The sequence below is a fragment of the Gordonia sp. NPDC127522 genome, from assembly GCF_042672305.1.
In the GTDB taxonomy this organism is placed as follows: domain Bacteria; phylum Actinomycetota; class Actinomycetes; order Mycobacteriales; family Mycobacteriaceae; genus Gordonia; species Gordonia hongkongensis.
The window spans coordinates 74,225-98,440 of the sequence record NZ_JBHXVK010000013.1 but is presented as its reverse complement, the minus strand read 5'-3'; the positions used below and the strand labels follow the sequence as shown (position 1 = coordinate 98,440).

At 68.3% G+C, this 24,216-nt stretch carries 24 protein-coding genes; 11 read left to right on the top strand and 13 right to left on the bottom strand.

What is annotated here, in order from left to right; all coding sequences use genetic code 11:
• Positions 1-4 precede the first annotated feature (4 nt).
• From ACFVHY_RS18310 to rpsH, 13 genes are all read right to left on the bottom strand, one after another.
• Positions 5-1,318 carry an ABC transporter substrate-binding protein gene (locus ACFVHY_RS18310; protein ID WP_390274411.1) on the bottom strand — a complete coding sequence of 438 codons (1,314 nt, stop codon included), beginning with the start codon at positions 1,316-1,318 and terminating at the stop codon, positions 5-7.
• A 90-nt stretch (positions 1,319-1,408) separates the two neighbouring features.
• The gene (locus tag ACFVHY_RS18305; protein ID WP_390274464.1) at positions 1,409-2,245 is read right to left on the bottom strand and encodes a carbohydrate ABC transporter permease; all 837 of its coding nucleotides are present in this window, start codon (positions 2,243-2,245) and stop codon (positions 1,409-1,411) included.
• A gap of 116 nt (positions 2,246-2,361) precedes the next feature.
• On the bottom strand, positions 2,362-3,276 hold the full coding sequence (locus ACFVHY_RS18300; protein ID WP_390274410.1) for a carbohydrate ABC transporter permease: 915 nt from the start codon (positions 3,274-3,276) through the stop codon (positions 2,362-2,364).
• An 88-nt stretch (positions 3,277-3,364) separates the two neighbouring features.
• Complete coding sequence (locus ACFVHY_RS18295) at positions 3,365-5,452, bottom strand: bifunctional lysylphosphatidylglycerol flippase/synthetase MprF (protein ID WP_390274407.1); 2,088 nt, start codon at positions 5,450-5,452, stop codon at positions 3,365-3,367.
• A gap of 136 nt (positions 5,453-5,588) precedes the next feature.
• Positions 5,589-6,386: a type I methionyl aminopeptidase gene (gene map, locus ACFVHY_RS18290; RefSeq protein WP_390274404.1), complete on the bottom strand. Its 798-nt coding sequence runs from the start codon at positions 6,384-6,386 to the stop codon at positions 5,589-5,591.
• Between the two features lie 54 nt (positions 6,387-6,440).
• Positions 6,441-6,995 carry an adenylate kinase gene (locus tag ACFVHY_RS18285; RefSeq protein ID WP_004023564.1) on the bottom strand — a complete coding sequence of 185 codons (555 nt, stop codon included), beginning with the start codon at positions 6,993-6,995 and terminating at the stop codon, positions 6,441-6,443.
• The gene (secY, locus tag ACFVHY_RS18280; RefSeq protein ID WP_058251974.1) at positions 6,992-8,320 is read right to left on the bottom strand and encodes a preprotein translocase subunit SecY; all 1,329 of its coding nucleotides are present in this window, start codon (positions 8,318-8,320) and stop codon (positions 6,992-6,994) included. Before secY ends, ACFVHY_RS18285 begins: the two co-directional genes overlap by 4 nt.
• 358 nt (positions 8,321-8,678) lie before the next feature.
• Entirely contained in the window at positions 8,679-9,119 is a 441-nt protein-coding gene (gene rplO / locus ACFVHY_RS18275) for a 50S ribosomal protein L15 (RefSeq protein WP_004023566.1), read from the bottom strand.
• A complete protein-coding gene (gene rpmD, locus ACFVHY_RS18270) occupies positions 9,116-9,301 on the bottom strand; it encodes a 50S ribosomal protein L30 (protein WP_058251976.1) in 186 nt (61 codons plus the stop codon). The genes rplO and rpmD overlap by 4 nt, the downstream gene beginning before the upstream one ends.
• Positions 9,302-9,306: 5 nt before the next feature.
• Positions 9,307-9,954: a 30S ribosomal protein S5 gene (rpsE, locus tag ACFVHY_RS18265; protein ID WP_058251977.1), complete on the bottom strand. Its 648-nt coding sequence runs from the start codon at positions 9,952-9,954 to the stop codon at positions 9,307-9,309.
• A gap of 46 nt (positions 9,955-10,000) precedes the next feature.
• A complete protein-coding gene (gene rplR, locus ACFVHY_RS18260) occupies positions 10,001-10,405 on the bottom strand; it encodes a 50S ribosomal protein L18 (protein WP_058251978.1) in 405 nt (134 codons plus the stop codon).
• A gap of 3 nt (positions 10,406-10,408) precedes the next feature.
• Complete coding sequence (gene rplF / locus ACFVHY_RS18255) at positions 10,409-10,945, bottom strand: 50S ribosomal protein L6 (protein WP_058251979.1); 537 nt, start codon at positions 10,943-10,945, stop codon at positions 10,409-10,411.
• Between the two features lie 15 nt (positions 10,946-10,960).
• Entirely contained in the window at positions 10,961-11,359 is a 399-nt protein-coding gene (gene rpsH / locus ACFVHY_RS18250) for a 30S ribosomal protein S8 (RefSeq protein ID WP_004023571.1), read from the bottom strand.
• Between the two features lie 273 nt (positions 11,360-11,632).
• Here rpsH and ACFVHY_RS18245 point away from each other — a divergent pair, with 273 nt between their 5' ends.
• The 11 genes from ACFVHY_RS18245 (at position 11,633) to ACFVHY_RS18195 (ending at position 24,209) form a co-directional block, all read left to right on the top strand.
• Entirely contained in the window at positions 11,633-12,733 is a 1,101-nt protein-coding gene (locus ACFVHY_RS18245) for a PQQ-dependent sugar dehydrogenase (protein ID WP_390274399.1), read from the top strand.
• A 144-nt stretch (positions 12,734-12,877) separates the two neighbouring features.
• On the top strand, positions 12,878-13,219 hold the full coding sequence (locus tag ACFVHY_RS18240; RefSeq protein WP_390274396.1) for a LuxR family transcriptional regulator: 342 nt from the start codon (positions 12,878-12,880) through the stop codon (positions 13,217-13,219).
• A gap of 75 nt (positions 13,220-13,294) precedes the next feature.
• Positions 13,295-13,906: a DUF4262 domain-containing protein gene (locus tag ACFVHY_RS18235; protein ID WP_390274393.1), complete on the top strand. Its 612-nt coding sequence runs from the start codon at positions 13,295-13,297 to the stop codon at positions 13,904-13,906.
• Positions 13,907-14,044: 138 nt separating this feature from the next.
• A complete protein-coding gene (locus tag ACFVHY_RS18230) occupies positions 14,045-15,445 on the top strand; it encodes an O-antigen ligase family protein (RefSeq protein ID WP_390274390.1) in 1,401 nt (466 codons plus the stop codon).
• A 32-nt stretch (positions 15,446-15,477) separates the two neighbouring features.
• Positions 15,478-16,428: a glycosyltransferase family 4 protein gene (locus tag ACFVHY_RS18225; protein WP_390274461.1), complete on the top strand. Its 951-nt coding sequence runs from the start codon at positions 15,478-15,480 to the stop codon at positions 16,426-16,428.
• Positions 16,425-18,068, top strand: coding sequence for a flippase (locus ACFVHY_RS18220; RefSeq protein WP_390274387.1), 1,644 nt, complete (start codon positions 16,425-16,427; stop codon positions 18,066-18,068). The genes ACFVHY_RS18225 and ACFVHY_RS18220 overlap by 4 nt, the downstream gene beginning before the upstream one ends.
• Positions 18,065-19,162 (top strand): glycosyltransferase family 4 protein, encoded by a 1,098-nt coding sequence (locus ACFVHY_RS18215; protein WP_390274385.1) that lies wholly within the window; start codon positions 18,065-18,067, stop codon positions 19,160-19,162. Before ACFVHY_RS18220 ends, ACFVHY_RS18215 begins: the two co-directional genes overlap by 4 nt.
• Positions 19,163-19,224: 62 nt before the next feature.
• A complete protein-coding gene (locus ACFVHY_RS18210) occupies positions 19,225-20,316 on the top strand; it encodes a beta-xylosidase (protein WP_390274383.1) in 1,092 nt (363 codons plus the stop codon).
• A 144-nt stretch (positions 20,317-20,460) separates the two neighbouring features.
• Positions 20,461-21,855, top strand: coding sequence for a hypothetical protein (locus ACFVHY_RS18205; RefSeq protein ID WP_390274381.1), 1,395 nt, complete (start codon positions 20,461-20,463; stop codon positions 21,853-21,855).
• On the top strand, positions 21,845-22,951 hold the full coding sequence (locus ACFVHY_RS18200; protein WP_068972023.1) for a glycosyltransferase: 1,107 nt from the start codon (positions 21,845-21,847) through the stop codon (positions 22,949-22,951). The genes ACFVHY_RS18205 and ACFVHY_RS18200 overlap by 11 nt, the downstream gene beginning before the upstream one ends.
• On the top strand, positions 22,938-24,209 hold the full coding sequence (locus ACFVHY_RS18195; RefSeq protein ID WP_390274379.1) for a hypothetical protein: 1,272 nt from the start codon (positions 22,938-22,940) through the stop codon (positions 24,207-24,209). The genes ACFVHY_RS18200 and ACFVHY_RS18195 overlap by 14 nt, the downstream gene beginning before the upstream one ends.
• The last annotated feature ends 7 nt before the right edge of the window (positions 24,210-24,216 follow it).

Sequence of the window (24,216 nt, the reverse complement as noted above, 5' to 3'; positions counted from 1 at the left end):
CCCGTCATGACGGGAGCTTCGGCGCGATCTGCGCCTCGTAGATCTGCGCGATCTGGCGCTGGGTGTCGGCGAGGGTCGCGGCGACATCGGCGTTCTGCAGGCCGATGCGCTCGTAACCGGTGCCGATGATCTTGTCGCCGCCGGGGACGAAGACCCGCGCGTTGTTCTGCGGTTGTGTCCGCGGGAGCTGCTCGATGGCGGTGGCGAAGTTCGGGTTCTTCTCCAGGAACGCGACCATCGACGGGTCGTCCTGCGCGGATTTCCGCACCGGCATGTAGCCGACATTCTGCGCGAAGAAGGCGGTGTTCTCGGTGTTGGTGATGAACTCGATGAACTTCAGCGCGTTGACCTTGCGCTCGTCGGACAGTTTGGCCGGGACCGCGAGACCGGCACCGCCCGTCGGGCAACCCGAAACCCCCTGCGGCGCGGGCAGGAAGGCCGTACCGAAGTCGAAGGCGGCGTTCTCCGTGATGCCCGACAGATCGCCGGTCGAGGCGATGGTCGAGGCGATGATGCCGGCGCTGAAGTCGCCGGCGATGTCGTTGGAGATCTTCGCGTACCGCTTCGTGTTGATCGATTCGCTCAGATATTGCGCGGCCGCAACCGTCTTCGGATCGGTGAACTTCAGCTCCCAGTCGTTCGAGTAGGCGCCGCCGAATGTCCAGGTCGGCCCCTGGAAGGTCCATCCGAGGTAGTCGGTCGCGTTGCCCCAGCCGTGCGCGCGCTTGTCGCCGCCGACCACGGTCTGGATCCGCGGGCCCCAGTCGTCGAACTCGTCCCAGGTCTGCGGGCCGCGGTCGGGCAGGCCGGCCCGGCGCCACACGTCTTTGTTGTAGTAGAACAGCGGGGTCGACCGCGCGTACGGCAATGCCCACGTCTGGTTGTTCCACTTGTAGTCGCCGACAAGCGAATCCACGTAGTCGGCGGTGTTCACGTTCGCACGGCCGAACAGGTCGTCGAGGGGGCTGATCGCGCCGATGAGCGCGAAGTTGAACCACCAGACGTCGGACAAGATCATGATGTCGGGCACGGCACCGCCGGACAGCGCGGCGTTGAACTTCTGCGCCGCCTCCTCGTAGTTCTTGCCGGCGTCGACCAACTGGACGGTGATGCCCGGGTTGGCCGCCTCGAAGCGCGAGATGAGTTCTCGTTCGACCTCGACCGACTTGCCGGGGTGGTTCGACCAGAAGCTCAGCTTCGAGGCGTCGCCCGACGACGAGCCGCCGTCACCCGAGGTTCCGGCGCATGCGGCCACCAGAGCACCGGCCGCGGCCGTCGCGGACGCGGCGAGGAACCCGCGCCGGGACATGTTCATCATCTGTCGTCTCCTTCAATCGTCTGTGTGTCAGTCGTTCTCGTACGGGGGTGTTCTCGCGCCAGGTGTTCTGGCTTGTGGGGTGCCGGCCGGTCAGCCCTTGACCGCCCCGGAGGTGAGGCCCTTGATCATGTGCCGTTGCAAGGCCAGGAAGAGGACGAGCATCGGCAGCATCGCGAGCACGGTCGCCGCCATCACCGGGCCCCAGTTGGTGAGACCGTCGCTGTTCTGCAGGAGGGTCAATCCCACGGGCAGTGTGGCGACCGAGGCATCGTCGGCCATCAGGAACGGCCACAGGTACTCGTTCCACTCGTTGACGAGGGTGATCGTCGCGAAAGCGACCATCGTCGGGATCGACAGCGGCAGCACCACTCTGGTGAGCAGGCGGAAGTGACCGGCCCCGTCCATCCGCGCCGCCTCGATGATCTCGGGCGGGATGGACAGGAAGTGGTTGCGCATCAGGAAGGTCCCGAAAGCGACACCGGCGAGCGGCAGGATGATGCCGATGAAGGTGTTCCGCAGTCCCAGTTGGGCCACCAGGGCGTAGTTGGTGATGACGGTGATCTGGTTGGGCACCATGAGCGCGGCGATGATGACGATGAAGACAAGGTTCTTGCCCGGGAACCGCAGGAACACCAGTCCGTACGCACTCAGCACGCCCAGCACGAACTTGGCCACGCCGAGGATCGAGGTCACGATGAGCGAGTTGCGCAGGTAGCTCCAGAACGGTACCGACGTCGTGGCCTCGACGTAGTTCTCGGGACGCCATGTCGACGGCCACCACACGGCCGGTTGCACGTAGATCTCGGTGCGATCCTTGAACGACGCCAACAGAATCCACACCAGGGGCAAGGCGATGATCACCAGCACCACCGCCATCGCCGCGTACCCGCACGCATCGGCCAGTCGTCGGCGGGTGGCCGGCGTCATCGCCTCACCGTCGGGGCGCCGTCGCTGCTTCCCGGGGCCCGCCGGCGGATGTCCGGACTCGTCTGTGTGGCCCGGCGTGGCAACCCGTCGGGACGCCGGACTCGTGGTGACGGGCCTCATCGCGCTCCCCTGTCCATCATGCGCACCTGGATCACCGTGATGGCCAGCAGGACGACGAACATGACGGTCGCGACCGTGGCGCCGTAGCCGGCACGGAAGTTCACGAAACTCTCTTCGTAGACCTGGTAGACCATCGTGGTGGTGCCGTTGCCCAACGGGCCGCCCCGGGTCATCACGTTGATGATGTCGAACACCTGTAACGAGTTGAGCAGCACGGTGATCGACAGGAAGAACGTCGTCGGCCGCAGTTGCGGCAACAGCACCTTGCGGAAGTAGGTCCACCACCCGGCTCCGTCGATCGCGGCCGCTTCGTCCAAGTCGGTCCGCTTACCCTGCAGCGCAGCAAGATAGATGACGAACGCGTAACCGAGGTTCTTCCAGATGTAGGTCACCGTGATCATGAACAGTGCCCACGACGGCTGCTGGTAGAAGTCGGGTGCAGAGCCCAGTCCGAGGCGCACCATCACGTCGTTGACGAGGCCGAAACTGGGGTCGAAGACGAACTGGAAGGCGATGCCGACCGCCGCCCCGGACAGCACGAACGGAGCAAACGCCGCCGACCGCACCAGGTTTCGGCCGCGCAGTGCGCGGTCGAGCAACAGTGCGAGCGCCAGGCCGATGACCATGCTGCCGACGACAGCGGCAACTGTGAAGATGACGGTGTTGGCGACGATCACCCGGGTATCGGCACGAGTGAACCATTCGAGGTAGTTGTCGATACCGACGAACGTCGCTCCCGCCTCGGCGATGTTCCAGTCGTAGAACGACATCCGGATGTTCTCGACGAGGGGTCGATAGGTGAACACGCCGAGGAGGACGAGGTTCGGCACGACGAGAAGGAGGAACAGCCCATAGCTTCGCCAGGGACGCCGCCCCGTTGCGGGCAGCACATGTTCCTCGACCGATGACACTGGCGAAGTCTCGCCCCAGGAGACGACCGGGTGGTGAACTCAGGCGGCGATTCCCGTGAACGATGCCTTCACAGCCGGGGCGGGCGGGTCACTCCCCTCGTGCCGCCGCCAGCCGGACCAGCTGACCGGTCGTGGCATCCGGCAGGTACGCCCTGGACACAGCCACACCGATACGCGGCAGGTCGGATTCATCGCGGAACGCAAGATAGACGGGCTCGTAGCGGGGATTGAACTTCTTCTTGAAGGTGTGCAGTGAGCGGAATCCGTAATAGGGCTCGAGTGCGGCACCCAGGGTGTCGAGCAGTTTGTCGAGCGGCTCGGCGTCGAAGTCGCCCGTTCGCGCCAGCGGGGCGCCGGACAGCGAGATGAACTGCGCTCCCTCGTCTTTGAAGGTGACTGCCGACGACGCGATGAGATACTCGACGACCGGCCCGAACCCGTCCGTACGGCGTCGCATGATGTCGAGCGTCCAGCCCGCGACGTCGCCGCCCGGCGCGTACACCGGTAGCCACGAGAGCACGCCGTGCACGTTTCCCGCCGGATCCACCGCGAGCGCCACCCGGACCGCGGGGTCCATCGCCTCCTCGACACTGCCCAGGGTGAACCCCATCTCGGGAAGGCCCTTGTCCCCCACCCACTCCTCCGAGATCGCGCGCACCTGGGTCTTGACGGCGAACGACTCGTCGGCCAGCGAGACCATCCGCATCGAGATGTCCTGCTTGGTGGCCTTGTTCATCGCCGATCGCACGTGCTGCCAGGGCTTGCCCTTGAACTCCAGACCCGGCAGATCGACGATCGTGTCCTCGGCGATCTGCACACTGAGCCATCCGCGTCCGGTGACGATCTCCGAAGTCGCCGAGCCGATCGAGAACCAGCACGGAGTCGCGCCCGCGCTCTCCGCGAGGTCGACGAACGCGTCGACGGCGTCGGCCAACCGGTTGGGAGCGCACACCGGGTCGGCCAGGGCCACCATGGTCCCGACGTGCTTTCGGTAGGTCACGACGGACTGGTCGTCGAGATCACCCGCAGCGCCGGTGAACTGATAGCTGTTGCCCGGCCAGGTCGTCATCCACGACATCGTGCCGCCGCCGTGCACCCGCAGCAGTTCCTTGACGCGGCCGACCGGATCGTCGTCCGGACCGGACGCACCGACCTGACGCACGCGCCACGGCACCGCGAACGCGAACCGGCCGGGGATCAGGATGGCCAGGACCAGCACCCAGAGCAACGTGGTTCCGAGCGTCACGGCACCCTCCGACGACACGTCGGTGAAGACCACCACAATCACCGCCAGCAGGGTCGCGATGACGTTGAGCGCACCGAGGACGACGGCCACCCACCACGCCCACCGCTTGCCCCGCCGGAGTTGATCGGCGATGAGCACGTTGACGACGAGGCCGATGAGCATCGTGAACACCGAGACGTCCCCGGCGTCGGTCGGCCCGAGCGGCCCGCTGCCCGGGAACAGGAACACCAGGAGGTTCGCGCCCGCGATGACCAGCAGGGCAGCGCAACCCAGCATGCGGACCTCACGCCGGGTACGCGGCACCCAGCCGTGTTCGTTGGCGGCGAAGAACTTCTCGCCCACGATCAGCATGAGAATCGCCGCGAGGACATACTCGACCGAGGCGAGGGTCCCCTCGAACAGGAACGCGACCGAGACAATGGCGCCCAACAGGACCCGCACACGTAGCCGCCAGGGCGACCGCACGGTCGCCGAGGCCACCGCGACCGCCGACACCACCAACGCCCCCACCCCGGTGGCGCGCGACTCCGCGAGTTGCTCCGCCCACCGCCACGACGTCACCTCGGAGGACAGCAACCACAGCAGCAACACCGTCAGCAGGGACGCGATCAGGTGGCCGCCCACACCGACCAGAACAGCCTTCACAGTACCCAATTGCCACTCGGCCCAACCCATTCCGACGACGACCGCGACCAGCGCCAGCAGGTACAGCCAGGGTCCGGGTTCGACGAACGCGGAGCTGACCGGCGTCCACAACTTGCCCTCCCGAAGGGCCGGAAGCCCGAAGGCCACCTCGTGATACCACGACTTGTCGTTCGCCCTACCCCACAGCGATCCGGTCGTCGCGCCGACGATCAGCAGTGCGGCCGCGAGGGCAACGGTGAACGGAAGCCGCCGCACGACGGTGAGCCAGGAGACGTCGGAATGCATGGTCAACGGTACGACGACACGACCGGCCGCACACGGTCATCTGGTTGATCGGTCACGCGCCGGACGCTGGAACCCACCATTCGCACAGTGCGCGATTCGTATCGGTTCCCGGTACGAATCCCGCACTGGCGTGGAGTCAGACCGGGTGCGGGGTGAGGATGCGGGGTCCGTCGGCGGTCACCGCGACGGTGTGTTCCCAATGGGCGGAACGCGAACCGTCGTCGGTGACGACTGTCCAGTCGTCGTCGAGGACGGTGGTGTCCGTGGTGCCCAGCGTCAGCATCGGCTCGATGGCCAGGGTGGAGCCGATCACGAGCGTCGGCCCCTTGCCGGGTTCACCCTCGTTCGCCAGGAACGGTTCCATGTGCATCTCGCGGCCGATGCCGTGTCCGCCGTAACCGTCGACGATGCCGAAGGGCCGGCCGAACGTCTTCTCCGCAGCGCGCGTACCGAGTTCGATGGCGTGGGAGATGTCGGTGAGGCGAGCGCCATCGACCATGGCCGCGATCCCCGCCTCCATCGACAACCGCGTCGCCTCGGAGAGTTCCTCGTCGGCGGTGGACAGTTCCCCGACCCCGAAGGTCCAGGCCGAGTCACCGTGCCAGCCGTCGAGGATGGCGCCGCAATCGATCGACACCAGATCGCCGTCGGCGAGAACGACGTCCGCGGACGGGATGCCGTGGACGACGACATCGTTCACCGAGCTGCAGATGGATCCGGGAAAGCCGTGGTAGCCCTTGAACGAGGGCACCGCCCCGGCCCCCCGGATCACGGATTCGGCGACCTCGTCGAGATCGAGGGTGCTGACCCCCGGCTTCGCCGCATCGCGCACCGCGACGAGCGCAGCCCCGACGACCGCACCCGCAGCGGCCATGGCATCGAGCTCGCCCGCACTGCGGAAGGGGACGACGCGCTTGCGCTTACGAAAACCCATGCCCTACAGCGATTCCTCGGTTGTCAGAGACTGTGCGGTCAGAACCCAGCGGGGTCAGGAGACGCCGGCGCCGAGCGCGCTCAGGACGCGCTGGTGGACGCCCTGGATGTCACCGACCGCGTCGATCGTCTTGACCTGGTCGCCGTAGTACGCGAGAAGCGGCGCGGTCTCCCGGGTGTAGACGTCCATCCGGTTGCGGATGACCTCTTCGGTGTCGTCGGCGCGGCCACGCGCCAGCATGCGCTCCACGACGACGTCGGTGTCGACGACGAACGAGAGCACGGCGTCGAGCGAGGCGTCGAGATTCGCCAAGATGTCGTTCAGCGCGTCGGCCTGCTCGGTCGAGCGCGGGAAACCGTCGAGGATGAAACCCTTCGACGCATCCGGCTCGCCGACGCGGGCGCGGACCATGTCCACCGTGATCTCGGACGGGACGAGGTTGCCGGCGTCGAGGTACTTCTTGGCCTCCACACCCACGGCGGTGCCCTGCGAGATGTTGGCGCGGAAGAGGTCACCGGTCGAGATGTGGGGGATCCCGAGTGCTTCGCTCAAAAGCTCCGCCTGGGTGCCTTTACCTGCTCCGGGCGGGCCGAGAATGACAAGTCTCACTTCAGGAATCCTTCGTACTTGCGTTGCATCAACTGACTGTTGATCTGCTTCATCGTGTCCAGACCCACGCCGACCATGATCAGTACGGCCGTACCACCGAACGGTAGGTTCTGGACGTTGCCGCTGTTACCGATCTCGAGGAACAGGTTCGGGAGTACCGCGATGATACCGAGGTAGATCGAGCCCGGCAGAGTGATGCGACTGAGCACATACCCGAGGTATTCGGCCGTGGGCGCTCCCGGACGGATGCCTGGGATGAATCCACCGTACTTCTTCATCTCGTCGGCGCGCTCCTCCGGATTGAACGTCACCGCCACGTAGAAGTACGTGAAGAAGATGATCATCAGGAAGTAGACCGCGATGTAGACGCCGTTGCTCGGATCGGTCAGGTACCTGGTGACGTACTCCTGCCAGGTCGACTGCGTCCCATCGGGATTGCGCGTGAGTTCGACGATCAGCTGCGGCAGATACAGCAGCGACGAGGCGAAGATCACCGGGATGACGCCGGCCTGGTTGACCTTCAGCGGCAGGTAGGTCGACGACCCGCCGTACATCTTGCGGCCCACCATGCGCTTCGCATACTGCACCGGGATGCGGCGCTGGCCCTGCTCGATGAACACGACGCCGGCGACGATGATCAGCGCGGCGACACAGACGAGGGCGAAGACGAGTCCGCCACGGCTGTTGAGGATGGTGCGGCCTTCGGCGGGGATACGCGCGGCGATACCGGCGAAGATCAGCAGCGACATGCCGTTGCCGATGCCGCGCTCGGTGATGAGCTCACCGAACCACATGACGACACAGGCGCCGGCGGTCATGACGAGCACGATGATCGACAGACCGAAGATGCTCTGGTCGTTGAGGACCTCACCGCTCTGCGCACAGGACTGCGGAAGGAGCTGGCCACGATCGGCGAGGGCCACGATGCCCGTCGACTGCAGGAGTGCGAGTGCCACGGCCAGGTAGCGGGTGTACTGCGTCATCTTGGCCTGGCCGGCCTGGCCCTCCTTGCGGAGTTGCTCGAAGCGCGGGATGACCACGGTCAGCAGCTGCACGATGATGGCCGCGGTGATGTACGGCATGATGCCGATCGCGAACACCGACAGCTGCAGCAGCGCGCCGCCGGAGAACAGGTTGATCAGGGAGTAGACCGAGCTCGACTCACCGGACGAGACCTCGTCGAGACACGCCTGCACGGCCTGGTAGTCGACACCCGGCGACGGGACGGTCGCTCCCAGCCGATACAGGATGATGATGCCGAGAACGAAGAGGATCTTCTTCCTCAGATCCGGCGTCCGAATGGCCGCGAAGAGGGGGGAAAGCACTAACTCCTCCTAGTAACGACCACGCGAGGTCTACGTTCCGGGTCGGTGCGACCCGACCCCCGTGTGCTCGGCAATCGACGATGATCTTTCGGGATGCGGCAGTCTTGGGCGTGTCCGGCAGGACAACCTCTGAGACTCTAACAGTCACACCGAAACGCCCCGGTCGGGGGGGGGGGGGGGGGGCGGCCCCCCCCCCGGGGGGGGGGGGCGGGGTGGGGGTGGGGGGGCCCCGCCCCCGCGGGGGGGACCAGGGGGGGGGGGCGTGCCGGCCTGCAAAACCTCTTACAACAAAACCCACCCCCCAAACCCCCCGGGGGGGGCGCCCGCGATCCGGCCCCCCGACCGCGGTGTGTGTCCGTCAGAGTTCGGTGACGCTGCCACCGGCAGCGGCGATCTTCTCCTTGGCGGAGGCGGTGAACTTGTCGGCGGTGATGTCGACCTTGACCGACAGGTCACCGTCGCCGAGAACCTTCACCAGCTTGTTCTTGCGAACGGCGCCGGCCGCGACGAGCTCGTCGACGCCGATGGTGCCGCCCTGCGGGAACAGGCGGGCGATGTCGCCGACGTTGACGACCTGGTACTCGATCCGGTTGCGGTTGGTGAAGCCCTTGAGCTTCGGCAGCCGCATGTGGATCGGCATCTGGCCACCCTCGAAGCCGGCGGGCACGTTCTTGCGTGCCTTGGTGCCCTTGGTGCCGCGACCGGCGGTCTTACCCTTGGACCCCTCACCGCGACCCACGCGGGTCTTGTCGGTCTTCGACCCCGGAGCGGGGCGAAGGTGATGGAGTTTGATGGTCATGCTTGAACCTCTTCGACTGTCACGAGGTGACGAACCGCGTTGATGAGGCCGCGGTTGATCGGCGTGTCCTCGCGGGTGACGGTCTGGCGGATGCCCTTGAGTCCGAGGGTCCGCAGGCTGTCACGCTGGTTGCTCTTGGTACCGATGGTGCCTTTGACCTGGGTGATCTTCAACTGAGCCATGATGATCAGACCCCCTGTCCGGCACGAGCGCGCAACATACCGGCCGGAGCCACGTCCTCGATCGGCAGACCGCGGCGGGCCGCGACCTCTTCGGGACGCTGCAGCATCTTCAGCGCTGCGACGGTGGCATGCACGACGTTGATGGCGTTGTCCGAGCCGAGGCTCTTGGCGAGGACGTCGTGGACGCCCGCGCACTCGAGCACGGCACGCACCGCGCCACCGGCGATCACACCGGTACCGGGGCTGGCCGGGCGGAGCATGACGACACCGGCGGCGGCCTCACCCTGGACCGGGTGGGTCACGGTGCCGGCGATCAGGGGCACGCGGAAGAAGTTCTTGCGAGCTTCCTCGACACCCTTCTGGATCGCGGCCGGGACTTCCTTGGCCTTGCCGTAGCCGACGCCGACCATGCCCTGGCCGTCGCCGACGACCACGAGAGCGGTGAACGAGAAACGACGTCCACCCTTGACCACCTTCGAGACGCGGTTGATGGTCACCACGCGCTCGAGCTGGTTGCGGTCCTGGTCGCGGCCGCCACGATCGCGACGGTCGCCGCGGCCACCGCCGCGACGGTCGTTGCCGCCGCCCTGGTTGTTCTGGTTGTTGTCGTTACCGGCGGGTCCGTTTCCGCCGTCACGCTGACGTCCGGGCATCAGAGGTTCCCTCCGGTCATGTGGGTGTAGCTGTTCGAGATGGTCATCAGAAGCTCAGGCCTCCCTCGCGGGCGGCGTCGGCGAGCGCGGCGATCCGGCCGTGGTAGTCCTTGCCACCACGGTCGAACACGACGGCGTCGACGCCGGCAGCCTTGGCGCGGGCGGCGATGAGCTCGCCGACCTTGCGGGCCTGCGCGGACTTGTCGCCGCCGGCCGCACGCACATCGGCCTCGATCGTCGATGCCGCGGCCAGCGTCTTGCCGGCCAGGTCGTCGATCAACTGCACATGGATGTGGCGCGAGCTGCGCTTGACCGCAAGACGCGGACGGGCCGGGGTTCCGCTGACCTTCTTGCGGAGGCGGAAGTGACGGTTGCCGGTCGCCTTGCGACGACGCGTCGAGACGTCCTTGCCGATCGGCTTGCGCACTGTCTTGGTAGCTGAATCACTCATGGCTTACTTACCCGTCTTTCCGACCTTGCGACGGATCTGCTCACCCTCGTAGCGAATGCCCTTGCCCTTGTAGGGGTCCGGACGACGCAGGCGGCGGATGACCGCCGAGATCTCGCCGACTTGCTGCTTGTCGATACCCGAGACCGAGAACTTCGTCGGGGACTCCACGGCGAACGTGATGCCCGCCGGGGCCTCGATCGGCACGGGATGGCTGTAACCGAGCGCGAACTCGAGGTCGCTGCCCTTGGCCTGCACGCGGTAACCGACACCGAAGATCTCCATCTTCTTGGTGTAGCCCTGCGTGACGCCCACGACGAGGTTGTTCACGAGCGAACGGCTCAGGCCGTGCAGCGCGCGGCTGCGACGCTCGTCGTTGGGGCGGGTCACGACGATGGAGTTGTCCTCCTTGGCGACCGAGATGGGCTCGGAGACGGTGAGCGAGAGCTCACCCTTGGGGCCCTTCACGGTGACGTTCTGGCCGTCGATGGTGACGTCCACGCCCGCGGGGATCTCGATGGGGTTCTTTCCGATACGCGACATGTGTTGTTACCTCCCCTACCAGACGTAGGCGAGGACTTCGCCGCCCACGCCCTGGTTGGCTGCCTGGCGATCGGTGAGCAGGCCCGACGACGTGGAGATGATGGCCACGCCGAGGCCGCCCAGAACCTTGGGCAGGTTGGTGGACTTTGCATAGACCCGGAGGCCGGGCTTGGAGACGCGGCGCAGACCGGCGATGGAACGCTCGCGACTCGGGCCGTACTTCAGGGAGACCACGAGGTTCTTCCCGACCTCCGCGTCTTCGGTGCGGTAGTCGGTGATGTAGCCCTCGCGCTTGAGGATCTCGGCGATGTTCACCTTGATCTTCGACGAGGGCAGTGTCACCTCGTCGTGGTACGCCGAGTTGGCGTTACGCAGACGCGTCAAGAAGTCTGCGATCGGGTCAGTCATGGTCATGGGTGACCGTCAACCTTTCTCGTAGCGGTTCCCATACAGCGCCGGTGGCCGGGAGAATCCCTTTGACCTGCGGTGGGCCTTCCACGAAGTGGATAGTTGTTTTCTGAAGGTTCTCGCCGCCGATGCCCTTGGCTTTTCGCCGGCACCGGAGACTATTCAGTTGTGTCCCGGACACCTGAGGTGCACAGGCAACCGGTCTAGTGTAGGGAATCCGCAGCGTAGACCCAAATCGGCGCCGGTCGGCAGTGGCGATCATCAGGCACCATCGAGGGTATGGATCGACGCAAACTCCTCAAAACGGGCCTGCTCGGGGCCGGGCTGCTCGGCATCAGCGGTACGTCGCTGGTGACCGGGTGCGCCACCGACGATCCGCCGCCGCGGGATCGATCCGGCTCGGGTCCGACGGGCACGTCCGCGGACGCCGCGTCGGTCGAGACCGTCGCATCCGGGCTGAACGTGCCGTGGGCGCTGGCCTTCCTCGGTGACGGCGATGCCCTCGTCACCCAGCGCGACGACGCCACGGTCGTCCGAGTGTCCCCTGGGAGCGAGGTCCGGACCGTCGGCGAGTTCGGTGACGCCGCGCCGCGTGGCGAAGGCGGGTTGCAGGGCATCGCGGTGGCGCCGGGCGACGAGAGTTCGGTGTTCGTCTACTACACGACCGCCACCGACAACCGGCTGGTGCGCCTGGACTTCGACGGCGACCGGCTCACCCGTCCCCGACCGCTGATCACCGGCCTCGACGCGGCCTACAACCATCACGGCGGCGCCCTCGCCTTCGGTTCGGACGGAAGCCTGTTCGTCGCGGTCGGCGATGCCGCCGTGCCCGAGGTCGCCCAGGACGTCCGCGCACTGAACGGCAAGATCCTGCGGATCGACCGGGATGGCCGTCCGTGGCCGGGCAACCCGTTCGGCAACGAGGTCCACTCGTACGGGCACCGCAACGTCGAGGGCCTGGCCTTCGACGGCGCAGGCCGGCTGTGGGCCAGTGAGTTCGGACAGAACCGTCGTGACGAGCTCAATCTGATCCGACCGGGCGGCAACTACGGGTGGCCGGAGGTCGAAGGCGATTCCGACGATCCGCGGTTCGTCGCGCCGGCCGCCACCTGGACCACCCAGGAGGCGTCCCCGGCCGGGCTGGCGATCATCGGCGACCGCGCCTACATGGCCGCGCTCCGCGGCCGTCGGCTGTGGGAGATACCGCTCACGGAGTCGGCCGCCGGCGAGCCGGTGAGCAGGTACGCCGACGAGTTCGGCCGGCTGCGCGTCGTGGCCGCCGCGCCCGACGGCTCACTGTGGTTCGGCACGAGCAACACCGACGGACGCGGCCGGCCGGCCGACGGCGACGATCGTCTGCTCCGGATGCGGCTCGGCTGACCAGAATGATCTGAGTCGTTCCTGACGATGCGTTCTCCGTCTCGGCGGCACGATCGACGTGTCGAACGAGAACGAGACAACGAACCGGCCCTCGATCCCCCATTACACGGTGTCGGCGTCGCAACCAGTGACATGGTGGACCACGTGGATTCGACTCATCTGCCCGAACTCATCGACCAACTCCTCTCCTCGGCACGCGAGGCATCGAGCCGACGGGCCTCTCATACGTTGCACGGCAACTCTTCTCGCCACCTGCGGCAGACGGTGATCGCACTGGTCGCGGACGCCGCGCTGTCCGATCACGAGAGCCCGACCGAGGCCACGTTGCAGGTACTGCGCGGACGCGTGGTCCTGACCTCCGCGAACGACGATCCGAGTGGTCGCTGGGAGGGTGCCGAAGGCGATCTGGTGACGATTCCGTCGACACGCCACGGCCTGACCGCGCACGAGGACTCGGCGATCCTGTTGACGGTCGCGACGCGGTGATCCGAGTCGCCCACGGCCGGGATTGTCGGGGCCTCGTGTTCTGATGTTCGCACCCGTCGAACAAAGGAGCGATCCATGTCAGACCACGCTGCCGCGATCCGAGGTCTGCCCCGGTGGCATCCCAATCCGCTCATCCGTTCCACCCTCGAGACCATCCGGCGCTGCGGCTGGCAGGTGACCTCGGTCGGCGAGGCGGACGCCGAGTTCGACGCACCGCTCGCGGGTGCTCGAACCGAGTGCGGGTTCTCCTACACCTCCGGACTCTCGCTGCACTCGATCCCGGAGCTCTCGATCTACGGCGTCGATCCCCTGACCGCGACGCACGTGTTGAACGAACTGGGCGCCCTGCTCCACCAGGAGGACTGGCGTGATCTCGCCGCCGCGCAGTCCGACATCCCGTTGCAGACGGTCGCCGTGACCGTCCGACTCATCGAGCAACTCGACCACGACGAGCTGCTCCTGGCCAACCTGCTGTTCCCTGATCACCCGAAACTGCAGGTGGTCTGGCCCGACGACCACGGCCACCTCCCATGGGAAGACGGCTACACCCTGCTCCCGATGCACCAGCCGGTGAAGGGGATGCCGCAACTCCTGGATCCCCCGCGGCCACAACCACGCCTTCTCACAACCGAATACGGGCCCGACCGAGCCCGACCGCGACGGGCACGTCGCATCTCGGGTCACTGACCTGCGGCCGGAGGCCTGCCTGCGTGTCCGGGGCGACGTGTGTCCGTGTTGCCCCGGACAAACGGAGCTCCGAGATGCCACCATGGTTGGTCTGGGGGCTCGACTAGACCACGGGGGCACGTGGAAAGGCAGGTCGGCGTGGCGCACCTCCCCGTCGTGGTCGCTGCACTCGTCGCCCTCGTTCTCGCGGTCACCTTCGTCGCCGTCATCTACCGGCGTCCGCAACGCGGTCTCCTGGTCTTGGCCGCGCTCACCCCCCTCGACGGTCTCCTCGACCTCGCCCCGGTGCCCGGCGTCGCCTCGGCGTGGAAAGAGGGCGTCCTCGCGCTCACGCTGATCTGCGCGGCCGATCGCCGGGTCCGGCCCGCCGACCGGACGGACCCGCCGTTGCAGCTGCCGTGGTGGCCGGCCGCGGCCGTGCTGGTCGCGTTCGGGGTCGTGTCGGCGCTCTACGTCTACGGCCCCATCGGGCTGTACGGCGTCAAGGTCACCTTCTTCTACCTCTTCGTGGTCCTCGCGCTCTGGCTGACGCCGTTCGACGCGCTCGACCGCGACCGACTGGTCTCGATCATCATGGCGCTCGGGGTGCTCACCACCCTCGTGGGCATCGGCCAGCAGCTCCTGGGCCCGGCGCGGCTGGTCGAACTCGGCTATACCTTCGGCGAGCAGGTGCGGACGAGCGGTCCGCTGTTCCGGACGTTCAGCACGTTCAATCAGCCCTTCGGTTTCGGACTCTTCGTCATGCTGGCCCTGCTCGTCGGCGGAGCGGTCGCGCTGTCGGACACCGGCCGCCGGCGCAACCGGTTGTTCCTCGTCTGCTGGCCGGTCATGGCGATCACGATGGCCACGTCGGTGGTGCGGGCGGCGATCCTCGGCCTCATCGTCGGTGTGATGTGGCTTGCGGCCCTTCGCTTCCGCCGCCTCATCGCCCCGCTGCTCGCACTCGGGGTCGTCGCCGTCATCTCGCTGCCGTTCCTGCCGTCGAACATCACCAAGGTGTTCTTCTCGTCGAGCAGCCTCAGTCAGCGCGGCTCCGGGTGGGGTGAGATCTTCGCGAGCATCTGGGTGCACCCGCTCGGGACCGGCCTGGCGTCGAGCGGATCGGCGGCCGACGCGATGTCGGCAGCCCAGGGCGACACGACGCGAACGATCACCGCCGGCGCCGGCGGTACCGTGCAGCAGTTGTCGAAGAACTATCAGCCGGACAACTACTACGTGAAACTGCTGATCGAACTCGGGCCGGTCGGATTGTGGTTGTTCCTGGCCCTGATCGTGACCGCGATCATCTGGTGCGTGCAGTACTCGCGCCGGATGCCCGACCCGGATGGAGCCCTCGTCCTGGGTGTCAGTGCGTCGATGGTCGCGGCGATGGTGGCCTGCCTGGTCGCCACCTACTTCGAGATCTTCCCGCTCGACTTCTACTTCTGGTTACTGTTGGGAGCTGCTGGATGCGCGACGGCACAACACGAATCACGTACGGTGCGCTTGCACTTCGTCCCGGAGGAAGCGGCGTCCAGACCTACATCCGCGAACTCCTGAGGGCACTGCCCGGCCACCTGGATGGCACCGCCCTGTCCGCGGTCGTGCAGACCGACGCAGTGGGCGAACTGCCCCCGGCGATCACCCCGGTGGAGCGTCCCGTCGCCGACGGTGTCCGACGGGCGGTGTTCGGCATACTCCCCACCCGGTCGGGCGGCGTGTTCCACGGTCTCGACGTCGACCTGCCGGTCGCCGGTCCCGCCACCACGGTCGCGACCGTGCACGACCTTTCGGTTCTCGACATGCCGTCGGCGTCGAGCCGGTTTCGCGCCGCGGGCGAATCCGTACTCGTCCGCACGACCCTCCGTCGGGCCGACGTGCTGATCGCCGTCTCCCAGTTCACCGCCGACCGGATCCGCGAGACCTGCGGACGGGATGCCCACGTCACCGAACTCGCGCCCGCCGACTGGGCCCGCCCACCCGCGCCGGCCGATGTCGAACGGGTTCGGGCGAAATACGATCTGCCGGAACGCTTCGTGATGCAGATCGGCACCGTCGAACCCCGTAAGAACGTCGAACTCGTCGCGGCGGTCGCCCGGCGCCTCGACATTCCGTGCGTGCTCGGCGGCGCGGGTTCGACGGGCCCGGACGCCCCGTCGTCGGCGGTCGGGCTCGGTTACGTCGATGTCGGGGACCTGCCGGCGCTTTACGCCGCGGCGACCGTGACCGCCTACGCCTCGTTCTACGAGGGTTACGGCCTCCCGCCCGTCGAGGCGATGGCCTGTGGCGGTGCCGTCGTCGCGAGCGCGGTGGGCGCGCTTCCCCAGGTCGTGGGTGACGGCGCGACACTGGTGCGGGGCCACGACGAGGACAACTGGGTCCGTGCCATCGAACCCCTCGTGCGCGACGACTCGGCGCGCACCGAACTCGTCGCCGCCGGCACCTCGGTGGCGTCAGACCTCAGCTGGGACACCACGGCCCGCCGGACGGTCGAGGCCTACCGGGCCGGCGGCATCGACATACCCCGTGCGGGGCCGCGATGAGCCCTGACGTCACCGGCCCGCTGCCGTCCGATGCGATGGTGGAGCAGCAGGCCGAAGCCGAGCTGCTGGTCCGCGCGACCGGCGCCGGGAGCGCAGCGAGCGGGCCGAAGACCACCCGCGCCGGGAGCGCAGCGAGCGGGCCGAAGACCACCGGCGCCGGGAGCGCAGCGAGCGGGCCGAAGATCACCGGCGCGCACCCCGCATCGGATGCGCGGGCCGCCACCCGTGCCACCATCGCGATGCTGACCAGTCGCGTGGTCATCGCCGCCCTCGGCTGGGCCGGGAGCGTCCTCATCGCGCGCACCCTGTCCCCGGAGGACTGGGGCACCTACTCCTTCGTGTTCGCGCTGCTCGGTCTGACCGCGATCTTCACCGACCTCGGGGTCGGCCGGGCGGTGATGGCCCGGCTCATCTCCGACGACCCCGACGACGTCGCGAAGACGTCCTCGGCGTTCATCGCCCTGCGGGTGGTGCTCGGCCTTCTCGGCTACCTGATCGCCGTCGCCTACGTGATCGTGCTGCAGTATCCCGGCGACGTGATCCGGGCGACCGCGATCGCGGGTCTCGTCGTCGTGTTCGCCACGCCCGCACAGGCACTCACGGTCATCTTCCAGAGCCGGCACCGCCTCGTGCTCACCGCGGTCGCCGAGAGCCTGGGTCAGGTCCTGCAGCTGGCGCTGACCATCGCCGCCGTCCTCGTCGCGCCGGCCCTGCTGGTGTTCGTGCTCGCGCCCGTCGCGAACGAGATCCTGTCGCTGATCATCAAGGTCGTCGGGATCACGCGCCGGTCGGTTGGTCTGCGACCGTCGCGGGTCGTCGAATGGTCGCGCTGGAAACCGATGCTCTCCGACGCCCTTCCGCTCGCACTGGGCCTCGCCCTGACCATCGCGCTGCAGAAGGTCGACGTCCTGCTGCTGAGCCTGCTCGATTCGCTCGACGCGGTCGGCATCTACAGCATCGGGTACAAGTTCTCCGACATCATGGACACCTTCATCCTGGCCGCGATCGGACCCGTCAGCACCCTGCTGGTCGCCGCCTGGCCTGGCCAGTCGGCGGTGCTGCGCCAGCGGTGCCGGGGTGCGGCGGTGGTGTTCGCCGCGGGCGGTGCCGTGGCCGTGGCCGCCTTCTGGCCGAGCGCCGGCCCGATCATCGGACTCCTGTACGGCGACCGGTTCGTCGTCGGGGCCGACGCCGCGCGGCTGCTCGTTCTGGGCGCGGCGCTCACCGCCTTCATCGTGCTCGGCATCTTCCTGCTCGCGGCGACCGGTCGGGCGAATCACTACCCGTGGATCGCGGTCGGCGGCCTGGCACTCAACGTGGTGCTCAACCTGATCCTGATCCCGCGGTACTCCTATGACGGGGCCGCCCTCTCCACCGTCATCACCTTCGCCCTCGCGGTGGTCGCACTGTGGGTCGTCATCGGTCGGACGCTGCCCATCTCGGGTCTGCTCCCACTCGGCGCACTCACCACGTTGACCCTGTTGACGGTGGCGGCGTGCGCCATCGGGGTCTGGCTCGCGGATTCGATTCCCTGGCCGGTCATCTCGGCCGGTACCGCACTGATCGTCGCCGGACCCGCGGTACTGCTCACCCGGGCGGTGACCACGCCGCCCGGCCGACACACGAAGGTGGTCCGATGACCGATTCCGAGCACCCGTGCACGATCGTCTTCGTCGCGCACACCGGCCAGGTCTCCGGGGCGGAGAAGGTGATGCTCGATCTGGTCGACGTCGCGCTCGAGCGCGGCCACCCGGTGCGGGTCGTCAGTCCCGACGGCCCCCTGGTGGGACGACTCCCGGCCCCGGTCGACCACGTGTCCATCCCGCCGCTCGGCCTGAGCGGCGAGCGCGGTGTGGCGCGCCTCGCGGGTGCCGGCCGCCTCGTGCTCGACTGGGTACGCGCCGGTCGGACCCTGCGCCGGGTGACACGTCGGTCCGACACCTCGACGATCGTCAACTCCTTGTTCGCACTCCCCGCCGCACGCGTTGCGCAACCGACGGACCGCGTCTCCTGGCTCGTGCACGACACCCTGACGTCGGGGCGGCAGCGCGCCGTCATCCGCGTCAGCGCACCCGTGATCCGGCGCGCCGTGGCGGTGTCGGAGGCGACGTCGGTCCCCCTCGCGGACCTCGGTCTGCCGGTCGTCGTCGCCCACAACGGAGTCACCTGGCCGGTCCCCGCACTGCCCACCGAACTCCACGACCCACCGGTCGTCGGGATGCTGGCTCTGCTCACCCCCTGGAAGGGGCACGCCGTCGCGCTCGACGCGGTCGCCGGGTTGCCGGACGTCGAACTGGAGTTCGCCGGGGGCTCCTTTCCCGGGGACGCCGATCACGTTGCCGCACTGCATGCCCGGGCCGCCAGACCGGACCTCACCGGACGCGTCCGGTTCCTCGGGCACACCGATCTCCGCGCCGCCCTGGAGCGGTGGGATGTCGTGCTCTCGGCGAGTGTGACGCCCGAGGCCGGACCGCTCTCGGTCCTCGAGGCGATGGCGTACGGGAAGCCGGTCGTGGGCACCGATCACGGCGGCACCACCGAGTTCCTGCGGGACGGCGCCGGAGTCCTCGTCCCGCCGTCGGATCCCGCCGCGTTGGCCGCGGCGATCAGCCGCGTCCTCGACGACGCCGACCTGCGCCGTTCGCTGACCGCGGAGGCGCGTCGTCGGATCGCGGACGGACACGACAAGTCGGCGACCCTACCGCGTATGCTCGACGAGTTGTTGTCCGGCTGAGGAGAAGTCCACCGCCGGCACCTGCCGCGCGCGATGCGCGTCTCGTCAGATAGGCACCATCCATGACACGGTCCCTGCACGGTCGGGCCACCCGGTCGGCACTCGCATACGTGTGCATCCTCGTCGCAACCCTCGCCGCGATCGTATGGGTCCGCAGCGACGCGCACTCGGCGCCGGCGGCGTGCTCACTCGCCAACGGTGAGAACAAGGTCGCGGCGTCGCCGGGTGCCTCGTTGCTCGGTGCGTCCGAAGAGGACCTCAATCGGGAGCTGTCGGTCGCCCAGGACCTCGGTATGTGGGCGGTGCGACTCGACGTGGACTGGTCGGTCGTCGAACCCCGGCGCGGACAACGGAACTGGGCGCCCATCGACCGGGTGGTCAACGCCGTCGTCGCCCACGGGTTGTGTCCGCTGGGGCTGGTGACCTACACACCGCTGTGGGCGGCACGCGCGTCCGACTTCCCGCGCAACAGTCACTACCGTCCCGCCGACCCCAACGTCTTCGCATCCTTTGCCGCGGCCGCGGCGCAACGGTACGCCGACTCGATCGCGGTCTGGGAGATCTGGAACGAGCCCAACCTGGCGAACTACTGGCTGCCGCGGGCGAACTCGGCCGAGTACGGCCGCCTGCTCGCTGCGTCCTACGCGGCCGTCAAACGCGCGGTCCCCGGCGCCGCGGTGATCTCCGGAGGGCTCGCACCCGGCACCGACAACGGCCGCGACATCGCACCGCTGACCTTCGTGCGCAATCTGTATCAGGGCGGATTCAACCGCTCGCTGGACGCACTCGGCGTGCATCCCTACACCTATCCGGCGCTGCCCAACGACCCCGCCGCGGCATCGTGGAGCACCGCGGCACGGATGTGGGACATGCGCGACGTGATGGTCGCCGCGGGCGACGGCGACAAGAAGATCTGGATGACCGAGTTCGGTGCACCGACCGGAACCGGCACGAACGCCGTCACCGAGGAGGTCCAGGCACAGAGCATCGCGATAGCCATCGGCGCCCAGCGCGACGCGCCCTGGCTCGGACCGCTGTTCGTGTACTCGCTGCGAGACGCCGGCACCGACCCGAACAATCTCGAGCACAACTTCGGCCTGGTGCGCCGCGACTGGTCACCGAAGCAGGCGTACTCGATGCTCGCGTCGCGGTGACCTCCGAAATCGTTTCTCGCACACGCCACGCCAGACGGCGCCGACCACGATTACCCACCTCCTTCGTTATGGTGAACTGACAGCTGATCGACACCGTAATGTCCGGGGATGGTCGGGGGGCATCCGACACCACAGGAGTTAGGCGTGACCTCCAGCTTCGATGCCGCCGGGCGACGTGATGCGCCGCCCTCGGTCGACCTGTTCGGGCACTTCCGTGATCTCGTCCGTGTCGCCGTCCCCGCGATCCTGATCGGCATCCTCGTCGGCGCCTCGGTGTTCGCGCTGCGGACCGCGTTGGTCCCGAAGGAGTACTCGGCCACGGTCGTCACCGAGATCACGCCGGCCGGCACGATCATTCCCGGCGACGCCTTCGTCGAACAGTTGCGTGCCCCGTTCGTGGCGCTGTCCACCGACGAGAACGTCCTGCAACAGGTGCTCACCCAGGTCGACACCGGATGGACGACAAGCGAGTTGAGCTCGCACGTCACCACGACTCCGGGAACGGCTCCCACACTCATGGACTTCACCGCCACGGCGCCGACGAGTACCCAGGCCGAAGACGTCGCCCGCGCGATGGTCACCGCCATCTCCGCCGCGTCGCTGTCCACCCATGCCCGCGACATCACCCGGCAGATCGATCAACTGCGTGCGCAGGTGACCGCCGAGCGCGTCCGCAACCGCGCGCTGCCCGACCGCAGCGAGTCGAAGGTCGAATCCGATGCGACCCTCGCCGATCTCGACTCCCAGCTCACCCGGTTGCAGAACTCGTCGTCGGACACGCTCACCATCCTCGCGGCACCGTCGGCGAGCGAGGTGCCCGTCAGCCCCAAACCGGCCCAGGAGGGCGCGGTCGCCGGCATCGCCGCGACGATCATCGCGGCGGAGCTGCTCGCACTGTTCCGTGGGCGGGTCGGCCGGAGACCGAACCCGATCTGGGCCCGCCGCGCGGCGCACCGGTACGACGCGGAGCTCACCTACGGACAGCGGGGCGAGCCGGCGCTGCCGGCGACTCTGCTGCCCGCGTTCGCGCAACGCCATCGCCGCGCCCAGGTCGCGCTGATCCTCACCGGCGACCACATCGACGCCGCTCGCGTGATCGACGACATCCGTCACCCAACGGACGACGCGACCACCGGACACCGTCTGCGCATCGTCCGGTTCCCTCTCACCGAGCCCTGGTGGCAGAGCGTCGATCCCGGGGACGTCGCGCTCGCGGCTGTGGTCGTCTCGTCCTCGGGGCGTGATCGCAAGGCGGCCGACCGAGCGCTGTCCCAGCTCGCGACCATCGGGTCGACCCGTCATCTGATCGTGCAGCGCACGGGAAAGCATCCTCCCGCGCGAGTCCTGCCCACCACCAGCGCCGATCCGGTCTCCGGCGACCGCACCGAGGTCGAGAGTGCCGGGGACACAGCCGCATCGAGAGCCGAGGCCACCACACTCATGACACCGCAACCGCCGTCTGACGATCCGCGAGGCACGACCCTCGATTCCGACCGGTTCCGCACCGCGCCGGGAGATGTGGGCAGCAATGCCCGGTGACCGCGTCGCCGTCGTCCACGAACGACTCACGGAGATCGCCGGGTCCGAGCACGTCGTCGAACAACTCGCCGCGACGTGGCCGACGGTCGAGGTACACGCGCCGATCTCACGGACCGAGGGGGTACCGGCCGGATTGGCCGAGCCGCCGATCACCTCGTCGCTCAATCGCGCCTACCGACTGCTCGGCGAACGCAGCTATGCCCCGTTGCTCCCGCTGATGCCGCTGGCGTTCCGGCGGATGCCGCTGCGGGATGCCGACGCGGTCGTCACCAGCCATCACGCCTTCGCCACCCAGGCGGTGCATGCGACCGACGCCCCGGTCATCGCCTACGTACACAGTCCGGCCCGCTGGGCATGGGATCCGTCGCTGCGCGCGGGCGAGGGCGGCGGGGCAGCCGGCGCCGCGATCCTGTCGGCGCTGTCGGTGGTCGCCCGGCGCTGCGAAGTCGGCGCCGCGCCCCGTCTGCACACCGTGGTCGCGAACTCCTCGGCCGTCGCCGAGCGCATCCGCGAGCACTGGGGACGCGAGTCGGTCGTCGTGCACCCGCCGGTGGACCTCGACGGCTTCACACCGGATCCCGCGGTGCCCCGTGAGGACTTCTACCTCCTCGCCGGACGTCTCGTCCCGTACAAGCGACCCGACCTCGCGATCGCGGCGGCCGCCCGCGCCGACGTCCGGCTCGTGGTCGCGGGAGACGGACGGGCCATGCCGCAGTGTCGCGAGCTCGCCGGGCCGAAGACGACGTTCCTCGGCCGCGTCCCCCACGACACCCTGCTGAACCTGCATCGCAGCGCCCGCGCGGTCCTGATGCCCGGGATCGAGGACTTCGGCATCGTGCCCGTCGAGGCGATGGCCACCGGCACGCCCGTCATCGCGCTCGGTGAAGGCGGCGCCCTCGACACCGTCGTACCCGGGTCGACCGGTCTGCTGATCGAACCGGGGACCGACGACGAGATCGTCGAGCGGCTGGCCGCGTCGTTGCGCGACTTCGCCGTCGACGACTACGACCGATCCGAGATCCGTGCGTGGGCCGAGCGCTTCCGGCGCGAACGGTTCCGCGACGAGATGCGCGAGGTCGTCGATGCCGCGCTCTGAGAACGCCGCGACGGCCGGGGCGCAGCGTGCCTCCGTCCTCGACCGCGCACTGGCCACGTCCCGCACGATCTCGGTGACCGGCCCGATGGCGCCGCTGGACCTCGAGGTCATCCGGGCACGCCTGACCCGGGCGTGGACGCCGACGTCGAGACTGAGTCTCGTCCCTGATCCGGCGTCGGCGAGCTGGGCCCACGACGTGGCGACCCTGCCACGGGTCGTCGAGCGGCCCGACCTCGCCGATCTGCCGATCGGCGACCTCATGACGCGCCTGCGGAACCGCCCCGGGCCGCTGCCCCGACTCGAGGTGCTGGTGTGTGGTCAGTGGCTCGTCATCGACCACACCCACGGCATGGGCGACGGCCGTCTCGGCATCGAGCAGATCGCCGGCCTCGCCAGTCGGCACGAGTTCCCGATGACCGAGCGGTTCGAACGCTCGCTGCCGTCCGACGCCGCCTGGCAGGCACTGCGCCGTCACGTGCTCCGGCACCCGAGGCGCCTGCGCGACATCGTCCGCCTGCGCGCTGCGAACGTCTCGCCGCCGACCGACGGACCCACGCGCGTCATCGAGGACTGGCATGCCACCCGCTGCGCCGTCACCGCCGCGATGCGCCCGGGGCAGGCCGCCGAACTCAAGCGTGCGATCGCCGACACCGGTGTCCGGATGTCCTCGGCGGCGGTGACCGTCGCGCTGTGGCGCGCCGCCCTGTCCGCGCAGGGCGTTTCCCTCGACGAGCGCACGCAGATCCTGTTCGACTGCCGCCGCTATCTCGACGCCCGCCACGCCGAGGACCACGGGAACTTCGCCGTGGGCATACCACTGCGCTTCCCACGCGACGCGACGCCGATGGAGATCGGGGACCGCATCCGTGCGGTCGCCGAATCCGGTTGGCCCGCAGCCATTCTGGCCGCGGGAGAACTCCGGGCGCGCCTGCGTCGATCGTCACCCGAGGAGCCGCCCGTCCCGCGCCGGGTCGAGGTGCCCGACCGGTTACGACTGTCGGTCAGCGACCTCGGGCGGATCGGGATCTTCGGTGATCTGCCGTGGGATCTGGCGGCGGCCTCGCATCACCTGTTCGCCTATGTCGAGCCCGATGGCCCGGATGCGGCGAGCATGCTCGTCAGCGAGATCGACGGTTCGCGCAGTTTCACCGCGACGTTCTGCAGCGATTTCGTCGGTCGCCCGATCATCGAGGCGGCTCTCGACCAGCTCTGCGAAGATCCGGTGTCCCTGCTGGATCGGCTGCTCGCGCGCTCATGAGGACGGC

Coding starts and splice junctions, on each gene's coding strand:
- map (WP_390274404.1), bottom strand. CDS start 6,386: ATGGGTTTTCGTAAGCGCAAGCGCGTCGTCCCCTTCCGCAGTGCGGGC.
- ACFVHY_RS18195 (WP_390274379.1), top strand. CDS start 22,938: ATGCCGCGCTCTGAGAACGCCGCGACGGCCGGGGCGCAGCGTGCCTCC.
- rplR (WP_058251978.1), bottom strand. CDS start 10,405: ATGAGTGATTCAGCTACCAAGACAGTGCGCAAGCCGATCGGCAAGGAC.
- rpsH (WP_004023571.1), bottom strand. CDS start 11,359: ATGACCATGACTGACCCGATCGCAGACTTCTTGACGCGTCTGCGTAAC.
- ACFVHY_RS18220 (WP_390274387.1), top strand. CDS start 16,425: ATGAGCCCTGACGTCACCGGCCCGCTGCCGTCCGATGCGATGGTGGAG.
- ACFVHY_RS18210 (WP_390274383.1), top strand. CDS start 19,225: ATGACACGGTCCCTGCACGGTCGGGCCACCCGGTCGGCACTCGCATAC.
- rplF (WP_058251979.1), bottom strand. CDS start 10,945: ATGTCGCGTATCGGAAAGAACCCCATCGAGATCCCCGCGGGCGTGGAC.
- ACFVHY_RS18235 (WP_390274393.1), top strand. CDS start 13,295: ATGTCAGACCACGCTGCCGCGATCCGAGGTCTGCCCCGGTGGCATCCC.
- rpmD (WP_058251976.1), bottom strand. CDS start 9,301: ATGGCTCAGTTGAAGATCACCCAGGTCAAAGGCACCATCGGTACCAAG.
- ACFVHY_RS18295 (WP_390274407.1), bottom strand. CDS start 5,452: ATGCATTCCGACGTCTCCTGGCTCACCGTCGTGCGGCGGCTTCCGTTC.
- ACFVHY_RS18215 (WP_390274385.1), top strand. CDS start 18,065: ATGACCGATTCCGAGCACCCGTGCACGATCGTCTTCGTCGCGCACACC.
- ACFVHY_RS18305 (WP_390274464.1), bottom strand. CDS start 2,245: ATGACGCCGGCCACCCGCCGACGACTGGCCGATGCGTGCGGGTACGCG.
- rpsE (WP_058251977.1), bottom strand. CDS start 9,954: ATGCCCGGACGTCAGCGTGACGGCGGAAACGGACCCGCCGGTAACGAC.
- rplO (WP_004023566.1), bottom strand. CDS start 9,119: ATGACCATCAAACTCCATCACCTTCGCCCCGCTCCGGGGTCGAAGACC.
- ACFVHY_RS18245 (WP_390274399.1), top strand. CDS start 11,633: ATGGATCGACGCAAACTCCTCAAAACGGGCCTGCTCGGGGCCGGGCTG.
- ACFVHY_RS18200 (WP_068972023.1), top strand. CDS start 21,845: ATGCCCGGTGACCGCGTCGCCGTCGTCCACGAACGACTCACGGAGATC.
- ACFVHY_RS18310 (WP_390274411.1), bottom strand. CDS start 1,318: ATGATGAACATGTCCCGGCGCGGGTTCCTCGCCGCGTCCGCGACGGCC.